The sequence below is a fragment of the Bacillus sp. FSL P4-0290 genome (genome assembly GCF_037975435.1).
Taxonomy (GTDB): domain Bacteria; phylum Bacillota; class Bacilli; order Bacillales; family Bacillaceae; genus Bacillus; species Bacillus subtilis.
This window is the reverse complement of the sequence record NZ_CP150253.1, coordinates 3,418,091-3,438,852: the sequence shown is the minus strand read 5'-3', so window position 1 is coordinate 3,438,852 and position 20,762 is coordinate 3,418,091. Positions and strand designations below refer to the sequence as shown.

At 45.5% G+C, this 20,762-nt stretch carries 22 protein-coding genes and 1 other RNA gene; 19 read left to right on the top strand and 4 right to left on the bottom strand.

Features of this window, described 5'->3' with window-relative positions; genetic code table 11:
• Positions 1-74 precede the first annotated feature (74 nt).
• Both MKY10_RS18085 and rghR read right to left on the bottom strand, forming a co-directional pair.
• Positions 75-494, bottom strand: coding sequence for a helix-turn-helix transcriptional regulator (locus MKY10_RS18085; protein WP_014480905.1), 420 nt, complete (start codon positions 492-494; stop codon positions 75-77).
• 29 nt (positions 495-523) lie between these two features.
• A complete protein-coding gene (gene rghR / locus MKY10_RS18080; protein WP_003220034.1) occupies positions 524-931 on the bottom strand; it encodes a transcriptional repressor RghR in 408 nt (135 codons plus the stop codon).
• Between the two features lie 151 nt (positions 932-1,082).
• Between rghR and MKY10_RS18075 the strand changes: the two genes are divergently transcribed.
• A complete protein-coding gene (locus MKY10_RS18075; RefSeq protein ID WP_009968172.1) occupies positions 1,083-1,316 on the top strand; it encodes a helix-turn-helix transcriptional regulator in 234 nt (77 codons plus the stop codon).
• A 39-nt stretch (positions 1,317-1,355) separates the two neighbouring features.
• Here the strand turns inward: MKY10_RS18075 and MKY10_RS18070 are convergent, their stop codons facing one another.
• Positions 1,356-2,126: an alpha/beta hydrolase gene (locus MKY10_RS18070; RefSeq protein ID WP_048655196.1), complete on the bottom strand. Its 771-nt coding sequence runs from the start codon at positions 2,124-2,126 to the stop codon at positions 1,356-1,358.
• A 149-nt stretch (positions 2,127-2,275) separates the two neighbouring features.
• Here MKY10_RS18070 and secG point away from each other — a divergent pair, with 149 nt between their 5' ends.
• The 11 genes from secG (at position 2,276) to azoRB (ending at position 12,160) form a co-directional block, all read left to right on the top strand.
• Entirely contained in the window at positions 2,276-2,506 is a 231-nt protein-coding gene (secG, locus tag MKY10_RS18065) for a preprotein translocase subunit SecG (protein ID WP_003220028.1), read from the top strand.
• Between the two features lie 131 nt (positions 2,507-2,637).
• A complete protein-coding gene (locus MKY10_RS18060; protein WP_003242610.1) occupies positions 2,638-3,378 on the top strand; it encodes a carboxylesterase in 741 nt (246 codons plus the stop codon).
• An 18-nt stretch (positions 3,379-3,396) separates the two neighbouring features.
• Complete coding sequence (gene rnr / locus MKY10_RS18055; protein WP_003228386.1) at positions 3,397-5,736, top strand: ribonuclease R; 2,340 nt, start codon at positions 3,397-3,399, stop codon at positions 5,734-5,736.
• Between the two features lie 144 nt (positions 5,737-5,880).
• Positions 5,881-6,351 carry an SsrA-binding protein gene (gene smpB, locus MKY10_RS18050; protein ID WP_003220025.1) on the top strand — a complete coding sequence of 157 codons (471 nt, stop codon included), beginning with the start codon at positions 5,881-5,883 and terminating at the stop codon, positions 6,349-6,351.
• 176 nt (positions 6,352-6,527) lie between these two features.
• Positions 6,528-6,890: a transfer-messenger RNA gene (gene ssrA, locus MKY10_RS18045) on the top strand.
• A 182-nt stretch (positions 6,891-7,072) separates the two neighbouring features.
• Positions 7,073-7,867 carry an SDR family oxidoreductase gene (locus MKY10_RS18040; RefSeq protein WP_048655197.1) on the top strand — a complete coding sequence of 265 codons (795 nt, stop codon included), beginning with the start codon at positions 7,073-7,075 and terminating at the stop codon, positions 7,865-7,867.
• Between the two features lie 110 nt (positions 7,868-7,977).
• Positions 7,978-8,550 (top strand): TetR/AcrR family transcriptional regulator, encoded by a 573-nt coding sequence (locus MKY10_RS18035; RefSeq protein WP_048655198.1) that lies wholly within the window; start codon positions 7,978-7,980, stop codon positions 8,548-8,550.
• On the top strand, positions 8,547-8,906 hold the full coding sequence (locus tag MKY10_RS18030; RefSeq protein ID WP_003228392.1) for a multidrug efflux SMR transporter: 360 nt from the start codon (positions 8,547-8,549) through the stop codon (positions 8,904-8,906). Before MKY10_RS18035 ends, MKY10_RS18030 begins: the two co-directional genes overlap by 4 nt.
• Positions 8,903-9,304, top strand: a complete 402-nt coding sequence (locus MKY10_RS18025) for a YvaD family protein (RefSeq protein ID WP_017695155.1) — start codon at positions 8,903-8,905, stop codon at positions 9,302-9,304. The genes MKY10_RS18030 and MKY10_RS18025 overlap by 4 nt, the downstream gene beginning before the upstream one ends.
• A gap of 166 nt (positions 9,305-9,470) precedes the next feature.
• Positions 9,471-11,387, top strand: coding sequence for an FUSC family protein (locus MKY10_RS18020; RefSeq protein WP_048655199.1), 1,917 nt, complete (start codon positions 9,471-9,473; stop codon positions 11,385-11,387).
• Between the two features lie 137 nt (positions 11,388-11,524).
• Positions 11,525-12,160, top strand: a complete 636-nt coding sequence (azoRB, locus tag MKY10_RS18015) for an FMN-dependent NADH-azoreductase AzoRB (protein WP_003243587.1) — start codon at positions 11,525-11,527, stop codon at positions 12,158-12,160.
• 36 nt (positions 12,161-12,196) lie between these two features.
• On the opposite strand, the gene iolW is transcribed toward azoRB, so the two are convergent.
• Positions 12,197-13,273, bottom strand: coding sequence for a scyllo-inositol 2-dehydrogenase (gene iolW / locus MKY10_RS18010; RefSeq protein ID WP_048655200.1), 1,077 nt, complete (start codon positions 13,271-13,273; stop codon positions 12,197-12,199).
• A gap of 127 nt (positions 13,274-13,400) precedes the next feature.
• Here iolW and csoR point away from each other — a divergent pair, with 127 nt between their 5' ends.
• The 7 genes from csoR (at position 13,401) to MKY10_RS17975 (ending at position 20,760) form a co-directional block, all read left to right on the top strand.
• Positions 13,401-13,706: a copper-sensing transcriptional repressor CsoR gene (csoR, locus tag MKY10_RS18005; protein ID WP_003228404.1), complete on the top strand. Its 306-nt coding sequence runs from the start codon at positions 13,401-13,403 to the stop codon at positions 13,704-13,706.
• Positions 13,707-13,780: 74 nt separating this feature from the next.
• A complete protein-coding gene (gene copZ / locus MKY10_RS18000) occupies positions 13,781-13,990 on the top strand; it encodes a copper chaperone CopZ (protein ID WP_003228406.1) in 210 nt (69 codons plus the stop codon).
• Between the two features lie 83 nt (positions 13,991-14,073).
• A complete protein-coding gene (gene copA / locus MKY10_RS17995) occupies positions 14,074-16,485 on the top strand; it encodes a copper-exporting P-type ATPase CopA (protein ID WP_048655201.1) in 2,412 nt (803 codons plus the stop codon).
• A gap of 159 nt (positions 16,486-16,644) precedes the next feature.
• The gene (locus MKY10_RS17990; RefSeq protein ID WP_139127062.1) at positions 16,645-18,753 is read left to right on the top strand and encodes a heavy metal translocating P-type ATPase; all 2,109 of its coding nucleotides are present in this window, start codon (positions 16,645-16,647) and stop codon (positions 18,751-18,753) included.
• A gap of 119 nt (positions 18,754-18,872) precedes the next feature.
• Positions 18,873-19,541: a disulfide bond formation protein BdbD gene (bdbD, locus tag MKY10_RS17985; RefSeq protein WP_003228414.1), complete on the top strand. Its 669-nt coding sequence runs from the start codon at positions 18,873-18,875 to the stop codon at positions 19,539-19,541.
• Between the two features lie 4 nt (positions 19,542-19,545).
• Positions 19,546-19,962, top strand: coding sequence for a disulfide oxidoreductase (locus tag MKY10_RS17980; RefSeq protein ID WP_003228417.1), 417 nt, complete (start codon positions 19,546-19,548; stop codon positions 19,960-19,962).
• 186 nt (positions 19,963-20,148) lie between these two features.
• Positions 20,149-20,760, top strand: coding sequence for a trimeric intracellular cation channel family protein (locus MKY10_RS17975; RefSeq protein ID WP_048655203.1), 612 nt, complete (start codon positions 20,149-20,151; stop codon positions 20,758-20,760).
• Positions 20,761-20,762 lie beyond the last annotated feature (2 nt).

The window sequence follows — 20,762 nt, the reverse complement described above, 5'->3', positions numbered from 1 at the left end:
TCACTATTATAACGCAAATAACGAGGGAGGGTATGCAAGCGTGATTGATAAAATATAGAAAGAGAAACAGGGGATTATGAGGAAGAGGCGCGTTTTTTTGCTTCTGAAGACAAAAAATCGAAGTATTTGCTGAGATTTTCAATATCCTGCTTTGAGAGATGTTCCCATTTTTGACTATTGAAAATCGGGAGGTGCTCCGCTCCGCGCGTGACAGCCGTCTGGTAAATTTCATAAACGGATTGATAGCTTTCTGATGCTTCGCGGATTTCTTCAGGAAAGGCCTGAATATGGCCTGCGGCGGCCATTAGGTTTTCGTACGGCACTTTCAGGACGGCTGCCAGTTTTTTAATCGTGGCGGGTTTTGGCGTCCCGCGTTTGCCGTTTTCAATTTTTGAAATGGTGGCCGAGCTGATGCCTGAGTACACCGCAAGCTGATTCACTGTCAGTTTGCGGGCGCGGCGCAGCTCCCGTAATTGCTGTCCGAACGGTGACATGGTCTATCGCCTCACATTTCTATCAAGAGTCAGTCATCAGCAGACCGTTTTTTGGCTTCGTCTGAAATAAACGAAAAATAATGATCCAGCATGAGCAAATCTTCTTTATTGAGATATTGCCACTTTTCGTTCTCAAGAAGCGCAAGGTTTTTCAGGTCATAGGCCTCCGCTTTTTCAAGCAGCTTGCACTTCGTTTCGTAAGGGGCCCTGGCTTCATGCACTTCTTCGATGTAACCAGCCTTGTACATAAGCCCCTCATAAGGAATTTTTAAGGCCTCTGCCAGTTTTTTGATGGTGGCAGGTTTGGGAACGCCCCGTTTTCCGTTTTCGATTCTGGAGATGCCGGCCGCGCTTACGCCTGAATAAGTCGCCAGCTGGTTGACTGTTAACTTTCTCTCTTCACGCAATGCCCGTAATTGTTCGCCAAAGCTTTCCATATATCTCACCCCGTCCCTCACTGTTACTCATATTTTAGTATGTTTATTGACTAAAGGGAATAGGTAGACTGGAAATGTATTGACAAAAGTTAACATAAGCCGTAATGTAAAAGTATAGAAAAAAGTTTTTCAGGAATGGAAGGTGAGGAAAGTGCCAGTAGAAAAGATACAGATTAGACGTGATTATGTCTTGCAGTATATGGTTAATAACGATTATTCCCTTAATCAGCTTGCGCTGGAAATCGGAGTCTCACCCGCCACACTGAGCCGCGTGCTGAATGGAGAAAGAAGGCCGGGGCAGCTTGTGATTGGTAAAATGCTTCACTATTTTAATTTGAAATTTGAGGATCTTTTTTACTATGATTTTGTTGACAAAAGTCAATAAAGTAACAAAAAACGCAAGGAAGCCAAGCGTTTTCTATTCCTATGAATGATGTGTCAGCACAAACCCTGTCACCAGCTCATTGCACGTTTTCCATTGTTTTGTCGGCAATTGATGTCCCTGATATTCCAATCTGAAAAATTCGGCATGTCTGCACGATCTTCGGTAATAGCCTGCGTTTGTAAAGGTCCAGTCCCGCAGGCCGCCATACATAAACAGCATTGGCATTTCTAGGCGGGGCAGCTGTTCAATGCAGTTGTAGCCAAGCGAATCCAGATAATACTGATGCCAATGGGCCTGGTCTGCTTTTTTCATATGGTCTGTTAATATGCTGCGAAGCTGTCTGTCTTTTGTGTGGCTGCCAGAGAGGATTTTCATGAGCAAACCGGGGTTTTTTTCAAGCAGATACATTCCCAGTTTGTGCAGCTTCTGGCCGATTACGTTATGAACAGCGGGGTAGGCGCCGGACAGAATAAGGTGTGACACTTTGTCCGGGCGGGTGAAGCCGATATGCTGCGCGATTAAGCCTCCGGCAGAATACCCGAATAACACAGCTTTATCAATGTGCAAAGCGTCCATGAATTGCGCGATCTCGTTTGCGTAATAGGAAATAGACGCTGGCTGATCGATGTGATTACTATCACCGTGGCCACTTAAATCGGGAAAAATCACCCTGAAATGCTTGGATAGAAGGCACTGATAATAAAAAACCTTGCGTCCCATGCCCGGCGGGTGGATAAAAATGATAGGAATTCCCTGTCCATATTCTTCATAAAAAAGATGTTTCCTGCTGTCTATGCTGATAAGCGGCATCGCTTTTCTCCTTTGACCTTTTCATTATGAATAGGGTAACCAAGATAAAACGTCTTATCCGGCCTTTTGGCGTCTGATACAGCGTGACATGCCAACCCTTTTCATGTAAAATAGAAGTAATGTAGCCAGTGAGTCTGGAGGTGTATGGGATGCACGCAGTTTTGATTACCTTATTGGTTATCGTCAGCATTGCACTTATTATTGTCGTTTTGCTTCAATCCAGTAAAAGCGCCGGATTATCTGGTGCGATTTCAGGCGGAGCGGAGCAGCTCTTCGGGAAACAAAAAGCAAGAGGTCTTGATTTAATTTTGCACCGCATTACGGTAGTGCTGGCAGTCTTGTTTTTCGTGTTAACGATTGCGCTTGCTTATATCCTATAGGGCAATGTTTGTATAAGGTCTGATGTGAAGTCAGGCCTTTTTCACGTTTCTTGATGATATTCAAAACGTTTTTTTCTGATTAAACTGTGGAAAACTAAAATGATCGTGCAGATAGAAAGGGAGACATGAGCATGAAAGTTGTGACACCAAAACCATTTACATTTAAAGGCGGAGACAAAGCGGTGCTTTTGCTGCATGGCTTTACAGGAAATACAGCGGATGTAAGGATGCTGGGACGATATTTGAATGAACGCGGCTATACGTGCCACGCGCCTCAATATGAAGGACATGGCGTCCCGCCTGAAGAACTTGTACATACGGGGCCTGAAGACTGGTGGAAAAACGTAATGGATGGCTATGAATACTTAAAATCTGAAGGCTATGAGAGCATTGCTGCCTGCGGACTGTCGCTTGGCGGGGTTTTTTCGCTGAAATTGGGTTACACTGTACCCATAAAGGGAATTGTCCCAATGTGCGCACCGATGCATATTAAGAGTGAAGAGGTCATGTATCAAGGCGTTCTTTCATACGCTCGCAATTACAAAAAGTTTGAGGGGAAAAGCCCGGAGCAAATTGAAGAGGAAATGAAGGAATTCGAAAAAACGCCGATGAATACCCTTAAGGCGCTGCAAGACTTAATTGCTGATGTGCGGAATAATGTCGATATGATTTATTCACCGACATTTGTGGTGCAGGCCCGTCATGACCACATGATTAATACCGAAAGCGCCAATATTATTTACAACGAAGTGGAAACTGATGATAAACAGCTGAAATGGTACGAGGAATCAGGGCATGTCATTACACTCGACAAAGAACGTGACCTCGTCCATCAGGATGTGTATGAATTTTTAGAGAAGCTCGATTGGTAATCAACAGGAGGTCGGATAATGGAAAAAGAAGCATTTATGGAAAAGCTTCTCTCGTTTATGAAGGAAGAGGCGTACAAACCTCTGACCGTTCAGGAACTTGAGGAGATGTTAAATATTACGGAAGCCGAGGAGTTTAAAGAGCTCGTCAAAGCGTTAGTTGCCTTGGAAGAAAAAGGGCTTATCGTACGGACGAGAAGCGACCGCTACGGCATTCCGGAGAAGATGAACTTAATAAAAGGAAAGATTTCAGCCCATGCGAAAGGATTCGCCTTTTTGCTGCCTGAGGATACGTCGTTAAGTGATGTGTTTATTCCGCCTAATGAGCTAAATACGGCAATGAACGGCGATATCGTCATGGTGCGTCTGAATTCACAGTCAAGCGGCTCCAGGCAGGAAGGAACCGTCATACGGATTTTAGAAAGAGCGATTCAGCGGGTTGTCGGCACGTATACAGAAACGAGAAACTTCGGCTTTGTCATTCCGGACGACAAAAAAATCACGAGTGACATCTTCATTCCGAAAAATGGGAAAAATGGAGCTGCGGAAGGGCATAAGGTTGTTGTCAAGCTGACGAGCTATCCTGAAGGCCGCATGAACGCAGAGGGTGAGGTTGAAACCATTCTCGGCCACAAAAACGACCCGGGCATTGATATTTTATCGGTCATTCATAAGCACGGCCTGCCGGGAGAATTTCCAGCTGACGCGATGGAACAGGCATCAAGTACGCCTGACACGATTGATGAAAAAGATCTGAAAGACCGCCGTGATCTCCGTGACCAGGTGATTGTCACCATTGATGGTGCGGATGCGAAGGATTTGGATGATGCAGTTACCGTGACGAAACTTGATGATGGAAGCTACAAGCTTGGCGTTCACATAGCTGATGTCAGCCATTACGTAACTGAAAACTCGCCGATTGACAAAGAAGCGCTTGAAAGAGGGACAAGTGTGTATCTGGTTGACCGTGTCATCCCGATGATTCCGCACAGATTGTCAAACGGCATCTGCTCCTTAAATCCAAAGGTTGACCGCCTGACGCTTTCTTGTGAAATGACAATTAACAGTCAGGGACAGGTGACAGAGCACGAGATCTTCCAAAGTGTCATCAAAACAACGGAAAGAATGACATATTCAGATGTGAATAAAATTCTTGTTGACGATGATGAAGAGCTGAAACAAAAATACGAGCCTCTTGTTCCGATGTTCAAAGACATGGAGCGTCTGGCTCAAATTCTGCGCGATAAGCGGATGGACCGCGGCGCCGTTGACTTTGATTTCAAAGAAGCAAAGGTGCTTGTTGATGACGAAGGAGCGGTTAAAGACGTTGTGATCAGAGAACGCTCTGTCGCCGAGAAGCTGATTGAAGAATTTATGCTTGTAGCAAACGAAACAGTGGCGGAGCATTTCCATTGGATGAACGTCCCGTTTATATACCGGATTCACGAAGAGCCGAATGCTGAAAAGCTGCAAAAGTTTTTAGAATTTGTGACGACATTTGGCTATGTGGTGAAAGGAACGGCGGGGAATATTCATCCGCGCGCGCTGCAAAGCATTCTGGACGCTGTGCGTGACAGACCAGAGGAAACGGTTATATCTACTGTTATGCTCCGTTCGATGAAACAGGCGAAATACGACCCGCAAAGCTTGGGGCATTTCGGTCTGTCAACGGAATTCTATACGCATTTCACATCGCCGATCCGCCGTTACCCGGACTTAATCGTCCACCGTCTGATCCGAACGTATTTGATCAACGGCAAAGTCGATGAAGCGACACAGGAAAAGTGGGCTGAACGCCTGCCGGATATCGCCGAACATACATCATCTATGGAGCGCCGTGCAGTTGACGCCGAGCGTGAGACGGATGATCTGAAAAAAGCGGAATACATGCTTGATAAAATCGGTGAAGAGTTTGACGGCATGATCAGCTCTGTGACAAACTTCGGAATGTTCGTCGAGCTGCCGAATACAATTGAAGGACTCGTCCACGTCAGCTTTATGACAGATGACTACTACCGATTTGACGAACAGCATTTCGCAATGATCGGCGAGCGGACAGGCAACGTCTTCCGCATCGGGGATGAAATCACAGTCAAGGTTGTCGATGTCAATAAAGATGAGCGCAATATCGACTTTGAAATTGTCGGCATGAAAGGCACTCCGCGGCGTCCGAGAGAATTGGACAGCAGCCGGAGCAGAAAACGCGGAAAGCCTGCCAGAAAACGTGTTCAAAGCACCAATACACCTGTTTCTCCAGCTCCGTCTGAGGAAAAAGGGGAGTGGTTCACTAAGCCGAAGAAGAAAAAGAAAAAACGCGGCTTCCAGAATGCTCCGAAACAGAAACGGAAAAAGAAGAAATAGCAGCTCAACCAGCAAATAGGGCCGCAGCGCTCTATTTGCTTTCTTTCGGAAACAGCTTTTCATTGTAGCGGTACGTGACATTTGGTAAAATAGAGCGTATCGCAAAAGGTGGACAGTTTTTCCTTAGAGAGAGGAGGTTCTGGCATGCCAAAAGGGTCAGGAAAAGTATTATCTCAAAATAAGAAAGCCAACCACGATTATTTTATAGAAGAAACCTATGAAACAGGCATCGTTCTGCAAGGAACCGAAATCAAATCGATTCGCGCCGGCCGCGTAAACCTTAAAGATTCCTTCGCCAAAATCGAACGGGGAGAAGTGTTTCTCCACAATATGCACGTCAGCCCATATGAGCAGGGAAACCGCTATAACCACGATCCGCTCCGGACAAGAAAGCTGTTAATGCACCGCAAGGAGATTAATAAGCTGATCGGGTTAACAAAGGAAAAAGGCTATTCTCTCGTTCCGCTGAAGCTGTATTTAAAAAACGGCTTTGCCAAAGTGCTTCTCGGCCTTGGAAAAGGGAAGAAGAACTATGACAAACGGGAAGATCTGAAGCGCAAGGACGCGAAGCGGGAAATCGAAAGAGCGTTCAGAGACAGTCAAAAAGGCTTCTAAAGGCATAGTGCTTGATTCGAAAATCAGGCCTGTGCTATACTGTGTTCACGATCAGATCACGACGCCATTCATTTGAAGGATTTGACAATTGAAAAGAGCCGTGATCATGTTATAATAAGACTATAGCCAGTTTGAGTGAGAGCTTGATATTTTCTCCCGTATTTCCCTTATACCAAGGGGACGTTACGGATTCGACAGGGATGGATCGAGCTTGAGCTGCGAGCCGAGAGGCGATCTCGTAAACACGCACATAAATATAACTGGCAAAACTAACAGTTTTAACCAAAACGTAGCATTAGCTGCCTAATAAGCGCAGCGAGCTCTTCCTGACATTGCCTATGTGTCTGTGAAGAGCACATCTAAGTAGGCTACGCTTGCGTTCCCGTCTGAGAACGTAAGAAGAGATGAACAGACTAGCTCTCGGAAGGCCCGCCCGCAGGCAAGAAGATGAGTGAAACCATAAATATGCAGGCTACGCTCGTAGACGCTTAAGTAATCGATGTTTCTGGACGTGGGTTCGACTCCCACCGTCTCCATACATACTGACAATAAAGCAGAACCTCTAAAGAGGTTCTGCTTTATTTTTTCTCCAAACCACAGGCACCAAAAAGTGCGTACTTCCATTTCAATCCCAGCTGTTTCATACTGATTGCAGAGCAGATGTTTCACCAATCAGATTTCTGTCAATAAATAAGAGGAATCAAAAACGGAGGGATGAATAATGAAGCTGAATTTACAAGGAAAAACCGCACTGGTGACCGGTTCGACATCTGGGATCGGAAAAGCTATTGCCTCTTCGTTAGCTGAAGAAGGTGCGGCAGTGATCATTAACGGACGCCGGGAAGAGAAAGTGAATCAGACGATAGATGAACTGAAAATACAACATGCTGAAGCGGTTCTTTATCCGGCTGCATTTGATTTGGGAACAGAAGAAGGCTGCAATGAGCTGTTTCAGGCATTTCCAGAGGTTGATATTTTGGTCAACAATTTAGGGATTTTTGAACCGGCGGAGTACTTTGATATTCCCGACGATGAATGGTTTCGTTTTTTTGAAGTGAATATTATGAGCGGTGTAAGGCTGACACGCAGGTATTTGCATAACATGATAGAGAAAAAAGAAGGGCGTGTGATTTTCATTGCCAGTGAAGCAGCGATTATGCCGTCACAGGAAATGGCCCATTACAGTGCGACAAAAACGATGCAGCTATCCATTTCCCGCAGTTTGGCGGAGCTGGCAACCGGCACGAATGTCACAGTCAACACCGTCATGCCGGGCTCTACCTTAACAGAGGGTGTGGAAACCATGCTGAACTCGCTGTATCCTGGTGAAAACCTGACTGTTCAAGAAGCTGAGGCACGTTTTATGAAAGAAAACCGGCCGACATCTATTATTCAAAGACTGATCCGTCCGGAAGAAATCGCCCACTTCGTTACGTTTTTAAGCAGTCCGCTTTCCTCTGCGATCAATGGCGCGGCACTTCGGGCGGACGGCGGTTTGGTCCGCAGTGTCTTTTAAACCTCTCCCAATAGGAGAGGTTTTTTTATATATTGTTGATTTCCATAAATTTCTCTCGTATAATATTGGTACCGAAATAGTTTTCTTGGTACCGAAAGCGGGGGATTAATGTGGAAAAAAGAATTATGGCGGAAACCATCCGGCTGATTAAGCAGAAAGGATTTTCATTTACGATGAATGATTTGGCGGCAGCGCTGGGAACGAGCAAGCGGACGCTCTATGCACATTATTCATCTAAAGATCAGCTTGTTGAGGCGGTTGTCGAACAATTTATAGCTGAAATGAAGCAAATGGAAAGAGACATCTATGAAAATGAAAGTTTAAATGTGCTTGAAAAGATGAAAAAAATGCTGATCAGCCTTCCGCAGGGGATGGAACTGCTGAACATGGGATTATTAAATGAACTAAAGAAATACCATTATGATGCGTGGCTTACATTAGACACGTTTATTAAGGAAGAATGGGCGATTGTCCTAGCATTATTAAACGAGTGCAAACAGCAAAAGAGAATCAGAAACATCAATCCGGACCTGTTTGTTCACATGTATATAGGGAGCATCAACCAAGTGTATGACCCTGAATATCCACTGAAACATCAGTTCACGACAGGAGAGGTGCTTGAATCAATTGTAGATGTTTTGTTTAACGGTATAACAGCTGATGAGGAGGCTGATGCCACGTGAATTGGGTGTTTCTATGCTTGGCGATTTTGTTTGAGGTTGCGGGAACGGTCAGCATGAAGCTATCGTCTGGTTTTACAAAGCTTATTCCCAGTTTGCTGTTGATTTTCTTTTATGGAGGGAGTCTTTTCTTTCTGACGCTTACGCTTAAATCCATTGATGTATCAGTTGCTTATGCTGTATGGTCAGGGATGGGAATTGTCTTGATTACAGTCGTTGGTTTTTTGTTTTTTCAAGAACATGTTAGTGTCATGAAAGTCATTTCAATTGGATTGATTATTGCCGGTGTTGTGTCTTTAAACCTGATCGAGCATGCTGCGGTGTCTGAGCCGGTACATAAAAGCGGGCAGTACAAATGAGATATATGAAGCTGTTTTTTCTCGTGACTGATATCGGTTTTATCTTGTACTGGCTGTCAGCCGGGTTTTCGCTCATACCGGAAAGCTGGGCTTTTAAACATCATGACCATCCGTTTATGATCGCTTGGAACTGGTCTTTTTTTCCGCTGGATATCCTGATTTCTGTCACAGGGTTGTACAGCTTGTACCTACAGCGGGTGAATCGTGCTGACTGGAAGCTGATGGCGCTGATTTCTCTTGTGCTGACCTGTTGTTCAGGTCTGCAGGCGCTATCATTCTGGACATTCAGCAGGGACTTTGATCTTGTGTGGTGGCTGTTTAATGGGTATCTATTGATTTATCCTTTATTTTTTATTCACCTGCTCTTAAAGGAAGGCAGAAGGACAAAACAGTCCTGACAGGTGCCGCTTTTATGATAATAAACTGATGTCATGCAAGCAGAGACGGTATAAGTCTCTGTTTTTTTATCGGGCGCACCAATTGAGAAGCTAACCGCGTTTTTGGGCATACTAAAGCGAAGAAACGGGAAAAGTTCTACACATTCATTGAAAAGGATTTTGTCAAATGAACAAAACTGCTGCGAACAATCAAAGAATCATGCCTATCGTGAAGGATGCCTTTCGCATTCATGCAAATCCATTTCCTTGGAAAAAGGCTATCGGATCAGGTTTCGCTTCAGGGTTTCCTGTGCTGGTCGGTGCATTGGCAGGTCACACGGATTACGGATTAATTGCAAGTATCGGAGGCTTTGTTTATTTATATGCGGGCGGTGAATCGTACAAAAAGCGCGCCTTGAAGCTGCTCTTGGTTTCTATTGGGATCGCCCTCTCATTTGGTTTAGGGACACTTTTGTCCGGGATGCTTTGGATGATGGCGGCTGTTTTGGGGCTGATCGGTGCAGCGGCGATGTTTATTTTTAGCGCGCTCGGCATTCAAGGCCCTGCGCCGATGTTTTTTGTCCTTGCCTTTTTAGTCAGTTCCGGGCTGCCGGCCGATCCTTCACAAGCGCTGTTCAGAGCGGGACTGACGTTTCTCGGCGGCATTTTCGCCATGGGTATCGCTTTAATCGGCTGGTTATGGAACAAACATGGACCGGAGGGAGCGGTGCTGCAAAAAACATATCATCAGCTGGCTGCATGTCTTTCAGCCGTCGGAACGCCAGGTTTTCATCATGCGCAGCATCAGACGGTGCTCATGCTCAGAACATCCCGCCAAACCGTTCTGGGGAAAGGGAACGGACGGAAAAAATCGCGGCATGATGAACGATTTTTCCGCCTCCTTGAAAAAGCTGACGACATATTCATTGCCATTATTCATTTTTCAGCTGAAACGCCGGACAGAGAGACCGCGCAGATTGAAAAGGCACTTCGCCAAACCGGAGATATGCTTGCGCATGCACGGGTTTCCGGTACGTTTCAGATTAATGAGAACGAATCTGAGCCTAGGCGGAAGCTGTTTGAAGAAATCAATGAGGTTTTGCATATCGCTTCAGGACGTTTTGATAAGCAGCTTGACGGGGAACCGAGCCGCCTGCCATCCTCTTTTTACTTTTTGAGAAATGCTTTTGACTGGAAGTCTCCAGTTTTGATTAGAGCGTTAAAGTACGGAATTGTTCTGTTTGCCGCCGATATGTTTGCCCTCGCATTCGGTTTTGCACGTTCCTATTGGATTCCGCTTTCGGCAGCAGCGGTCATGCTTGGCACTACTGTTGTTTTTACGCTTCACAGGGCTATTCAGCGTTCGGCCGGAACGGTAATCGGTGTTATGCTGGCAGGCGCAATCCTGTTTTTTAAGCCGGGCGGTGTTTATATTGCGTTTTGTATTGCAGCGCTGCAATGTCTTCTTGAGATGCTGATCGTCCGCAATTATGCGCTGGCTGTTCCCTTTTTAACCGCAAATGCGCTTGTTATCACAGAAAGTATGCATGGCGGCGCGGGTGCCGGTTATTTTATGATAGCGAGGCTGACTGATGTAGCTGTCGGCAGCGTGATCGGGCTGTTGGGAACAATACTTTTGTGGCGGCGGTTTTCAACGAAGCGACTGCCTGAACTGATGAGGAACGTCATCCGGCTGGAAGGGCAGTTTATGGAGAAACTGTTAACCGGGCAGAATGCCGACGAACACAAGTTAAGGGTGAGCCTTGTCAGGCTTCGGGATGCGTATGACAAGGCCCTTGGAGAGTTTCCTCATGCGAATGCGGAGGCGCTCTGGCCTGCCATTTCCGGTGCTCAGCACTTAGGGTACTATTTGCTCTCGGCGCAAGCTCACCGCCGTCCGCCTGCTCCGTTTTCTGATGAAGAGATCAACCAGCTGCGGGCGTTTTTTGAACAGGCTGAGCAATCCTTTATAGTGAAAAGGATGCCTGCGGATATTCAAGTGCCGCATGTCCCTCATTATCCTCGAATCAGTAAAGAACTGTCCGCGCTGTATTCCGGCTTGAGAACAGCTTTTGAAAAGAAAGCTGTTTGGAAAGTTAAATAATCTTTAATTCGAGATGTTTTACTTGAAAGTAAATTTCTTTGTCTCTATAATAAAGTCTAAGAGAGACAGAATAATCATTATGCATCTGTATGATAATAATTGATGTGTGATTTTTAAAAACGAAAGGGCTGGTAAAAATGGCAAAAGTATTATATATCACTGCTCATCCGCATGACGAAGCAACTTCGTACAGTATGGCAACAGGTAAAGCATTTATCGAGTCTTACAAAGAAGCGAATCCAAATGATGAAGTTGTACATATCGATTTGTACAAAGAAAATATCCCGCACATTGACGCAGATGTATTTAGCGGATGGGGAAAGCTTCAGTCAGGTACAGGCTTTGAAGAGCTTTCTGAAAGCGAAAAAGCGAAAGTAGGCCGTTTGGGAGAGCTTAGCGATCAATTTGCATCAGCTGATAAGTACGTATTTGTTACTCCTTTATGGAACTTCTCATTCCCGCCAGTGATGAAAGCGTATCTCGATTCTGTTGCTGTTGCAGGAAAATCATTCAAATACACAGAACAAGGTCCTGTCGGCTTATTAACTGATAAAAAAGCAATTCATATCCAAGCGCGCGGCGGCTACTATTCAGAAGGCCCTGCGGCTGAGATGGAAATGGGGCACCGCTACATCGGCATCATGATGAACTTCTTCGGGGTACCATCATTCGATGGCATTTTCGTAGAGGGACATAATGCGGAGCCTGATAAAGCACAGCAAATCAAAGAAGACGCGATTGCGCGTGCGAAAGAAGCAGGAAAAACATTCTAATGAAAAAGCCTCCCCTTATTTGGGGAGGCTTTTGTTTTAGTGCTCCAGCATAATGGTTCGTTTCTCTTTACTGCTTTTCATCGCGGCTTCAATGATGCGGATGACATTAATACCTTCCTCAGCAGTGACTGGCAGCGCAGCACCTTCTCGTATGCTTTCCGCTATTTTACGGTAATAAGTAAGGTAGGAGCCATTTACTGATGGGATCGTTTCTGTTTTTTTGCCGGAGCCACGAATGGTTGTAAGCTTTCCGTAAAACTCCGGATCATCCGCACCCCAGCTGTCATCCTCTGGTTTTCTTCCCGCTCTGAGTGCGTCTTCCTGTCCGTCAATTCCATATTTGATAAAGCTGGAATCTTTTCCATGGATTTGATAACGAGGTCCGTTTGCCGGAACGATTGATCCTCCGTATAGAATGGCTTGAAGCTTGCCATAGTCCAGGGTTAAATGAAAATAGTCAACCGTTTCAGCATTTTCCCGCTGGGCCATCACGTTTGCAGTCACGGCTTTAGGCATCCCAAACAAATGCAGGGTTTGGTCTATGATGTGGGAGCCGAGATCATACAGCGTACCAGTGGCAGTGCCTTCTTTTTCCCGCCACCGCGCTTGAACTTCAGGTCTGTAGCGGTCATAGGAAACTTGATATGTATTGATATCTTCAAGGGATCCCTCAGAGATCAGCTTTTTAATCGTTAAAAAGTCGTTATCCCAGCGTCGGTTATGATATACGCTTAATAATACGCCTTTTTCATCGGCAGCCCTTTTTAATGTTTCCCCCTCTTCGGCCGTTGCTGTCATTGGTTTTTCCATCACAACATGTTTTCCGGCCTGTATGCATGCCATAGCATGCTCGTAATGAAGGCCGCTCGGGGTGGTGACAATGACAAGCTCAATGGCAGGGTCATTTGTGATTTCCTCAAGCTCATGTACAACCTCAGCATCTGGAAAATCCCGTTTCACTTCTTCTGTCCGAGATGTCATGATTTTGCTGATTTGATATTCATCCAGAACATCCAGCAGCGGCCCGTGAAAAACAGAACCGGACAATCCGTATCCTAATATTCCAACCTTGATCGCATCCACTTTTCTTCTCCCCTTTAAAAGCGTTATCAACAGAAGTATATACCCTCCTGATCAAATGGTAAAACCTAACTGATTCATTTTTTGCGTCGGCATGCTTAGACAACCGTTTGGACAATCAGTATAATGGGAATTAATATCATTAAACAGAGGTGTACGCATGGAAAAGCATAACGAACATAAAACATTAAACCATAAAAGCTCGAAAGAAAAGGATCAGATTACAAACCGGCTTAAGCGGATTGAGGGCCAGGTCAGAGGCATTCAAAACATGGTGGAAAACGACAGATATTGTGTAGATATTCTTGTGCAAATTTCAGCTGTTCAGGCGGCAATGAAAAATGTGGCGCTTCATTTGCTTGAGGATCATGCCCATCATTGTGTAGCAGATGCCATCAAAAGCGGAGACGGGGAACAGGCCATTTCTGAGCTTTTGGACGTATTTAAAAAGTTCACAAAATCATAAAGCTTTTTTTTATTGTAATACCCTACGGGGGTATGGTAGGATGAAAGTAGAAAGAATAAACAGGAGGAATTAATATGGAACAAAAAACATTGCAAGTTGAAGGAATGTCCTGTCAGCACTGCGTCAAAGCAGTAGAAACAAGCGTAGGAGAACTGGACGGCGTCAGTGCCGTTCATGTCAATCTGGAAGCGGGTAAAGTCGATGTTTCGTTTGATGCTGACAAAGTATCAGTCAAAGATATTGCGGATGCGATAGAAGATCAGGGCTATGACGTAGCTGAGTGATTCAAGGTATCGCGCCTTTAGGGAGGCGCGATATTTCTTTCATTTTTATATACCCCCCAGGTGTATATAAAGGAGTGAGTATGTTGAGTGAACAAAAGGAAATCGCGATGCAGGTCTCTGGTATGACCTGTGCGGCATGTGCTGCCAGAATTGAAAAAGGCCTGAAGCGGATGCCCGGTGTCACGGATGCAAATGTTAATCTGGCGACGGAAACATCAAATGTAATCTACGATCCTGCTGAAACAGGGACTGCAGCGATTCAAGAAAAAATAGAAAAGCTGGGCTATCACGTCGTTACAGAAAAAGCTGAATTCGATATTGAAGGCATGACCTGTGCGGCTTGCGCCAATCGGATAGAAAAACGGCTTAACAAAATAGAAGGCGTCGCAAACGCTCCAGTAAACTTCGCTTTAGAAACGGTTACGGTCGAGTACAATCCGAAAGAAGCGTCTGTCGGCGATTTGAAAGAAGCGGTAGATAAGCTTGGATATAAGCTAAAGTTGAAGGGTGAACAGGACAGTGAGGCTGCTGCTGCTAAAAAGAAAGAAGAACGGAAGCAAACGGCGAGACTGATTTTTTCAGCTGTCCTGTCATTTCCATTGCTTTGGGCGATGGTGAGCCATTTTACATTTACATCATTCATTTGGGTACCGGATATATTTCTCAATCCGTGGATGCAATTTGCGCTGGCGACACCAGTCCAGTTTCTGATCGGCTGGCCGTTTTATGTGGGTGCGTATAAGGCGCTCAGAAATAAAAGCGCCAATATGGATGTATTGGTCGCCCTCGGTACGACGGCTGCTTACGCTTATAGTCTTTATCTTACTTTTCAAAGCCTTGGCTCTCACGGGCATACAGACGGCCTTTACTATGAAACAAGCGCGATTTTGCTGACTCTGATTTTATTAGGCAAGTTGTTTGAAACAAAAGCAAAAGGCCGTTCCTCGGATGCGATTAAAAAGCTGATGAAGCTTCAAGCGAAAACAGCGACTGTTGTAAGAGACGGACAGGAGCAAATCATCCCGATCGATGAAGTGCTTGTTAATGACATTGTTTACGTCAAACCTGGCGAACGAATTCCTGTCGACGGAGAAGTGGTTGAAGGCCGTTCAGCGGTTGACGAATCGATGATTACAGGAGAAAGTCTTCCTGTTGACAAAAATCCTGGTGACAGCGTGACAGGTTCAACCGTTAACGCAAACGGCTTTCTGAAAATTAAAGCTGTCAACGTCGGAAAGGATACTGCGCTTTCTCATATCATCAAAATTGTTGAGGAAGCACAAGGGTCAAAAGCGCCGATCCAGCGTCTCGCTGACCAGATTTCAGGCATTTTTGTGCCCATTGTATTGGGGATTGCCGTTCTCACTTTTCTCATTTGGTATCTTTGGGCGGCTCCTGGCGATTTTGCTGAAGCGATCAGCAAGTTCATTGCGGTTCTTGTCATTGCCTGTCCTTGCGCCCTCGGTCTTGCCACTCCGACGAGCATAATGGCTGGATCTGGACGCGCTGCTGAATTCGGGATTTTATTTAAAGGCGGCGAGCATTTAGAAAAAACACATCGTCTCGATACCATTGTTCTTGATAAAACCGGAACCGTGACAAACGGGAAGCCGCGTCTGACGGATGCCATTCCATTCGGCCGTTTTGAAGAAAAAGATTTGCTTCAATTTGCAGCGGCAGCCGAAACGGGATCAGAGCATCCGCTTGGCGAAGCGATTATTGCTGGCGTGAAAGATAAAGGGCTTGAGATACCGAAGCTAACCCGTTTTGAAGCAAAAGTCGGCGCAGGCATTTTGGCTGAAGCCGGAGGAAAAAGCATTCTCGTCGGCACAAGAAAATTAATGGAGAGCGAACAGGTTGAGCATGGGGCTCTTCTCGCCCAAATGGAAGAGCTAGAGGCCGAAGGGAAAACAGTTATGCTTGTATCCATTGATGGAGAAGCAGCGGGGCTAGTAGCAGTTGCAGATACGATTAAGGATACGTCGCGGAAGGCTGTTGCCCGTCTGAAAGAGTTGGGTCTTGATGTCATCATGATGACAGGAGACAATCGCAGAACCGCAGAAGCCATTGCGAAGGAAGCGGGAATTGCGAATATCATTGCGGAAGTCCTTCCTGAACAAAAAGCGGCGGAAATCGCCCGCTTGCAAAAAGAAGGCCGCCAGACAGCAATGGTAGGCGACGGAATTAACGATGCGCCGGCGCTTGCCACAGCTGACATCGGCATGGCGATTGGAACTGGCACGGACATTGCCATGGAAACAGCAGACATTACACTGATTCGCGGCGATCTAAACAGCATTGCAGACGCAATCCGCATGAGTAGATTGACAATGAAAAACATTAAACAAAACTTATTCTGGGCGCTTGGCTATAACAGCCTCGGCATCCCAATCGCAGCACTTGGATTTTTAGCACCGTGGATAGCAGGAGCAGCAATGGCATTCAGCTCCGTTTCCGTTGTTCTGAATGCTCTTCGCCTGCAAAAAGTAAAATGAAAAACCGGCTATATGCCGGTTTTTGTTTTTCATTGACACTTTCTTGGAAAACAACATATAATAGGTGTAACTTATATATGAGTATATGCTCATATATGTAAAGTAAATAGAATACTCATTGATACGCTTTGAAAAGGGAACCCTAAATCGGAAGGTAAGGTGAGACTAGTGAAACAGGAATACGTTCTGGACGGTTTGGATTGCAGCAATTGTGCCCAAAAAATCGAAAATGGAGTCAAAGGCATAAAAGGCATTGACGGATGCGCGGTAAATTTTGCGGCAAGCACCTTAACTGTCTCAGCCGATGGGAAAGAAGAGCAATGGGTCACGAATAAAGTAGAGAAAAAAGTGAAATCAATTGATCCGCATGTAACGGTTCGCCAAAAGCATATAAAGAAATCAGCTGATGATGGCTATCGTAATCGAATGGTCAATATGCTGATCAGAATGGCGGCGGCTGTCATTCTCGGCGCAGCAGCATATTTGGTTCATTCGGGAACCATTGAATTTTTCCTTTTCCTCGGTGCTTATTTAATCATCGGCGGTGACATTATGATCCGCGCAGTCAAAAACATCATCCGCGGTCAGGTGTTTGATGAGCATTTCTTAATGGCTCTTGCCACAATCGGCGCCTTTCTGATTCAGCAATACCCTGAGGGGGTCGCCGTTATGCTGTTTTATCAAATCGGTGAGCTTTTTCAAGGAGCAGCGGTCAGCCGTTCCAGAAAATCAATTAGTGCGTTAATGGACATACGGCCTGATTACGCCAATCTCAAAACAAAGAACGGCATCGAACAGGTTTCCCCGGAGGACGTTCAGACAGGAGACATCATTGTGGTTAATCCGGGAGAAAGCATACCCCTGGACGGTAAGGTCGTGCAGGGGTCAGCGATGGTTGATACATCTGCGTTGACAGGTGAGTCCGTTCCGAGAAAAGCTCAGGAAGGACAAGATGTAATGTCAGGCTTTATCAATCAAAACGGCGTTCTGCATATTGAAGTCACAAAGGGCTATCAGGAATCAGCAGTATCAAAAATATTAGACTTGGTTCAGAATGCGAGCAGCCGTAAAGCCCGGACAGAAAACTTTATCACGAAGTTTGCCAAGTATTATACACCTGCTGTGGTGATCATTGCGGTATTGCTGGCCTTTGTTCCGCCGCTTGTTCTTTCTGGCGCCGCGCTTTCCGATTGGGTGTACCGCGCGCTTATCTTTTTAGTGATTTCTTGTCCTTGTGCGCTTGTTGTCTCTATTCCGCTCGGTTTCTTCGGCGGAATCGGAGCGGCCTCAAAGGCCGGAGTGCTTGTAAAGGGAAGCAATTATTTAGAAGCCTTGAATCAAGTCAAATACGCAGTGTTTGATAAAACGGGAACACTAACAAAAGGCAGCTTTGAAGTGACAGAAATCAAACCCGCGGAAGGTTTTACAAAGGATAGATTACTTGAAGCGGCGGCATACGCTGAGCTTCATTCACAGCATCCGATTGCTGAATCTGTGCGTAAAGCTTACGGGAAAATGCTTTCCTCCGATGAGATAGAGTCATACGAAGAAATCCCCGGCCACGGCATTTTTGCAAAGGTAAATGGAACTGAGATCCTTGCCGGGAATAAAAAGCTCATGGAAAGAGAACAAATTGAGGATGTCCCGGATGAAAATGCTGGTACAATCGTACACGTTGCTGTTGATCAACGCTATGCCGGAGCAATCATCATAGCGGATGAAGTAAAGGAAGACGCAGCACAGGCGGTTGCTGATCTGAAGTCGCTTGGGATCAAACAGACAGCTATGCTGACGGGTGATTCGAAACAAACGGGAGAAGCCATCGGAAAACAGCTTGGGATTGGTGAGGTATATGCAGAGCTGCTGCCGCAAGATAAAGTCGCGCAGGTCGAAGCATTAGAAGCTAAGCTTTTGCCTAGTGAAAAACTCATTTTTGTCGGTGACGGCATCAATGATACGCCGGTGCTTGCACGCGCAGATATAGGGATCGCGATGGGAGGCCTTGGGTCAGACGCCGCGGTAGAAGCCGCAGACATCGTGCTGATGACAGATCAGCCGTCAAAAATAGCAGAAGCGATTCGGATTGCGAAACGGACACGGCGAATCGTGTGGCAAAACATCGGCTTTGCTTTAGGTGTGAAAGCGATCTTTCTCATTCTTGGAGCATTTGGAATTGCAACCATGTGGGAAGCGGTTTTCTCAGATGTCGGTGTTACACTGCTCGCTGTGGCAAACGCTATGCGCGTCATGCGTCTCAAAAACAAATAAATTGTCGGAGAGAATTCATTTTTTCGGGGTTTTCTTATCGGCGCTTGTCTTGTTAAAATAAAGAAGTGGATCAATTGCGATCCGCTTCTTTTTTAATTTTAAAACGATGAGGTGTCGGAGTGAAAAAGAAACAGCAGTCTTCTGCGAAATTCGCGGTCATCCTTACGGTTGTGGTTGTTGTATTGCTAGCAGCCATTGTCATCATTAATAACAAAACGGAACAAGGCAATGATGCGGTTTCCGGACAGCCGTCTATCAAAGGGCAGCCTGTGCTTGGCAAGGACGATGCACCGGTAACTGTAGTAGAATTCGGAGATTACAAATGTCCGTCTTGCAAGGTGTTTAACAGTGACATCTTTCCAAAAATACAAAAAGACTTTATTGATAAGGGCGATGTGAAATTTTCTTTCGTGAACGTCATGTTCCATGGAAAAGGTTCAAGGTTAGCGGCTCTTGCATCTGAAGAAGTATGGAAGGAAGACCCTGACTCTTTCTGGGATTTCCATGAAAAGCTGTTCGAAAAACAGCCGGATACGGAACAGGAATGGGTAACCCCAGGCCTCCTTGGTGATCTTGCAAAAAGCACCACAAAGATAAAACCTGAGACGCTCAAGGAAAATCTTGATAAGGAAACATTCGCTTCTCAAGTGGAAAAGGATTCTGACCTTAATCAAAAAATGAACATACAGGCAACACCGACGATTTATGTCAATGATAAAGTGATCAAAAATTTTGCGGATTATGATGAAATCAAAGAGACAATAGAAAAAGAGCTGAAAGGGAAGTAACAATATGAAAAATAGAATCGTATTTTTATATGCTTCCTGGGTTGTGGCTCTTATCGCTATGCTGGGCAGCCTGTATTTCAGTGAAATCAGAAAGTTTATTCCATGTGAACTGTGCTGGTACCAGCGTATCCTCATGTATCCGCTCGTCCTGATTTTAGGCATCGCCACCTTTCAAGGGGACACACGAGTGAAAAAATATGTGCTCCCGATGGCGATTATTGGGGCATTCATTTCGATCATGCATTACTTAGAGCAAAAAGTGCCCGGTTTTAGCGGCATTAAGCCATGTGTAAGCGGCGTGCCGTGCTCGGGCCAATATATTAACTGGTTTGGTTTTATTACGATTCCATTCCTGGCCCTGATTGCTTTTATCCTGATTATCATTTTTATGTGCCTGCTGAAAGGCGAAAAATCTGAATAACAAAAAAAGCGCCCGCGTATGCCGGGCGCTTTTTTAATTTCGCAAACTCATGTCCATCAGCAATAGCCGTATTCCCTCTAAATTTATCTTTTTTTCTCATAAAAATGTTATTGATTTTACGCTTGAGCGATTATAAAATCTAGAGGTCGTCAGAAAATTTAACAAACATAAAAGGGAGTCATCAGAATGGCTTGGGAGCTGCTCAGTGTGATTGGCATCATTGCGTTTGCAGTCAGCGGCGCAATTGTTGCGATGGAAGAGGAATATGATATTTTAGGAGTTTATATATTAGGGATTGTCACAGCTTTTGGAGGAGGAGCGATCCGCAATTTGCTGATCGGTGTTCCGGTTTCAGCGCTATGGGAGCAGGGAGCGTACTTTCAAATCGCGCTTTTATCTATTACAATTGTGTTTCTGTTTCCGAAGCTGCTGCTGAAGCATTGGAATAAGTGGGGCAATTTATCAGATGCGATCGGCCTCGCTGCCTTTGCTATCCAAGGCGCACTGTATGCCGTCAAAATGGGCCATCCGCTTAGTGCCGTGATCGTGGCTGCGGTGCTGACGGGAAGCGGGGGCGGAATCATCCGCGACCTTCTTGCCGGGCGCAAACCGCTTGTGCTGAAGGCAGAAATTTATGCAGTCTGGGCGGCTCTCGGCGGTTTAATCGTCGGCTTGGGCTGGATGGGGAACTCGTTCGGCTTATACGTTCTGTTTTTCGTGCTCGTTGTTTGCCGGGTTTGTTCCTATATGTTTAATTGGAAGCTGCCAAACCGTTCTTTTCGCTTAGATAGTCAGTAAAA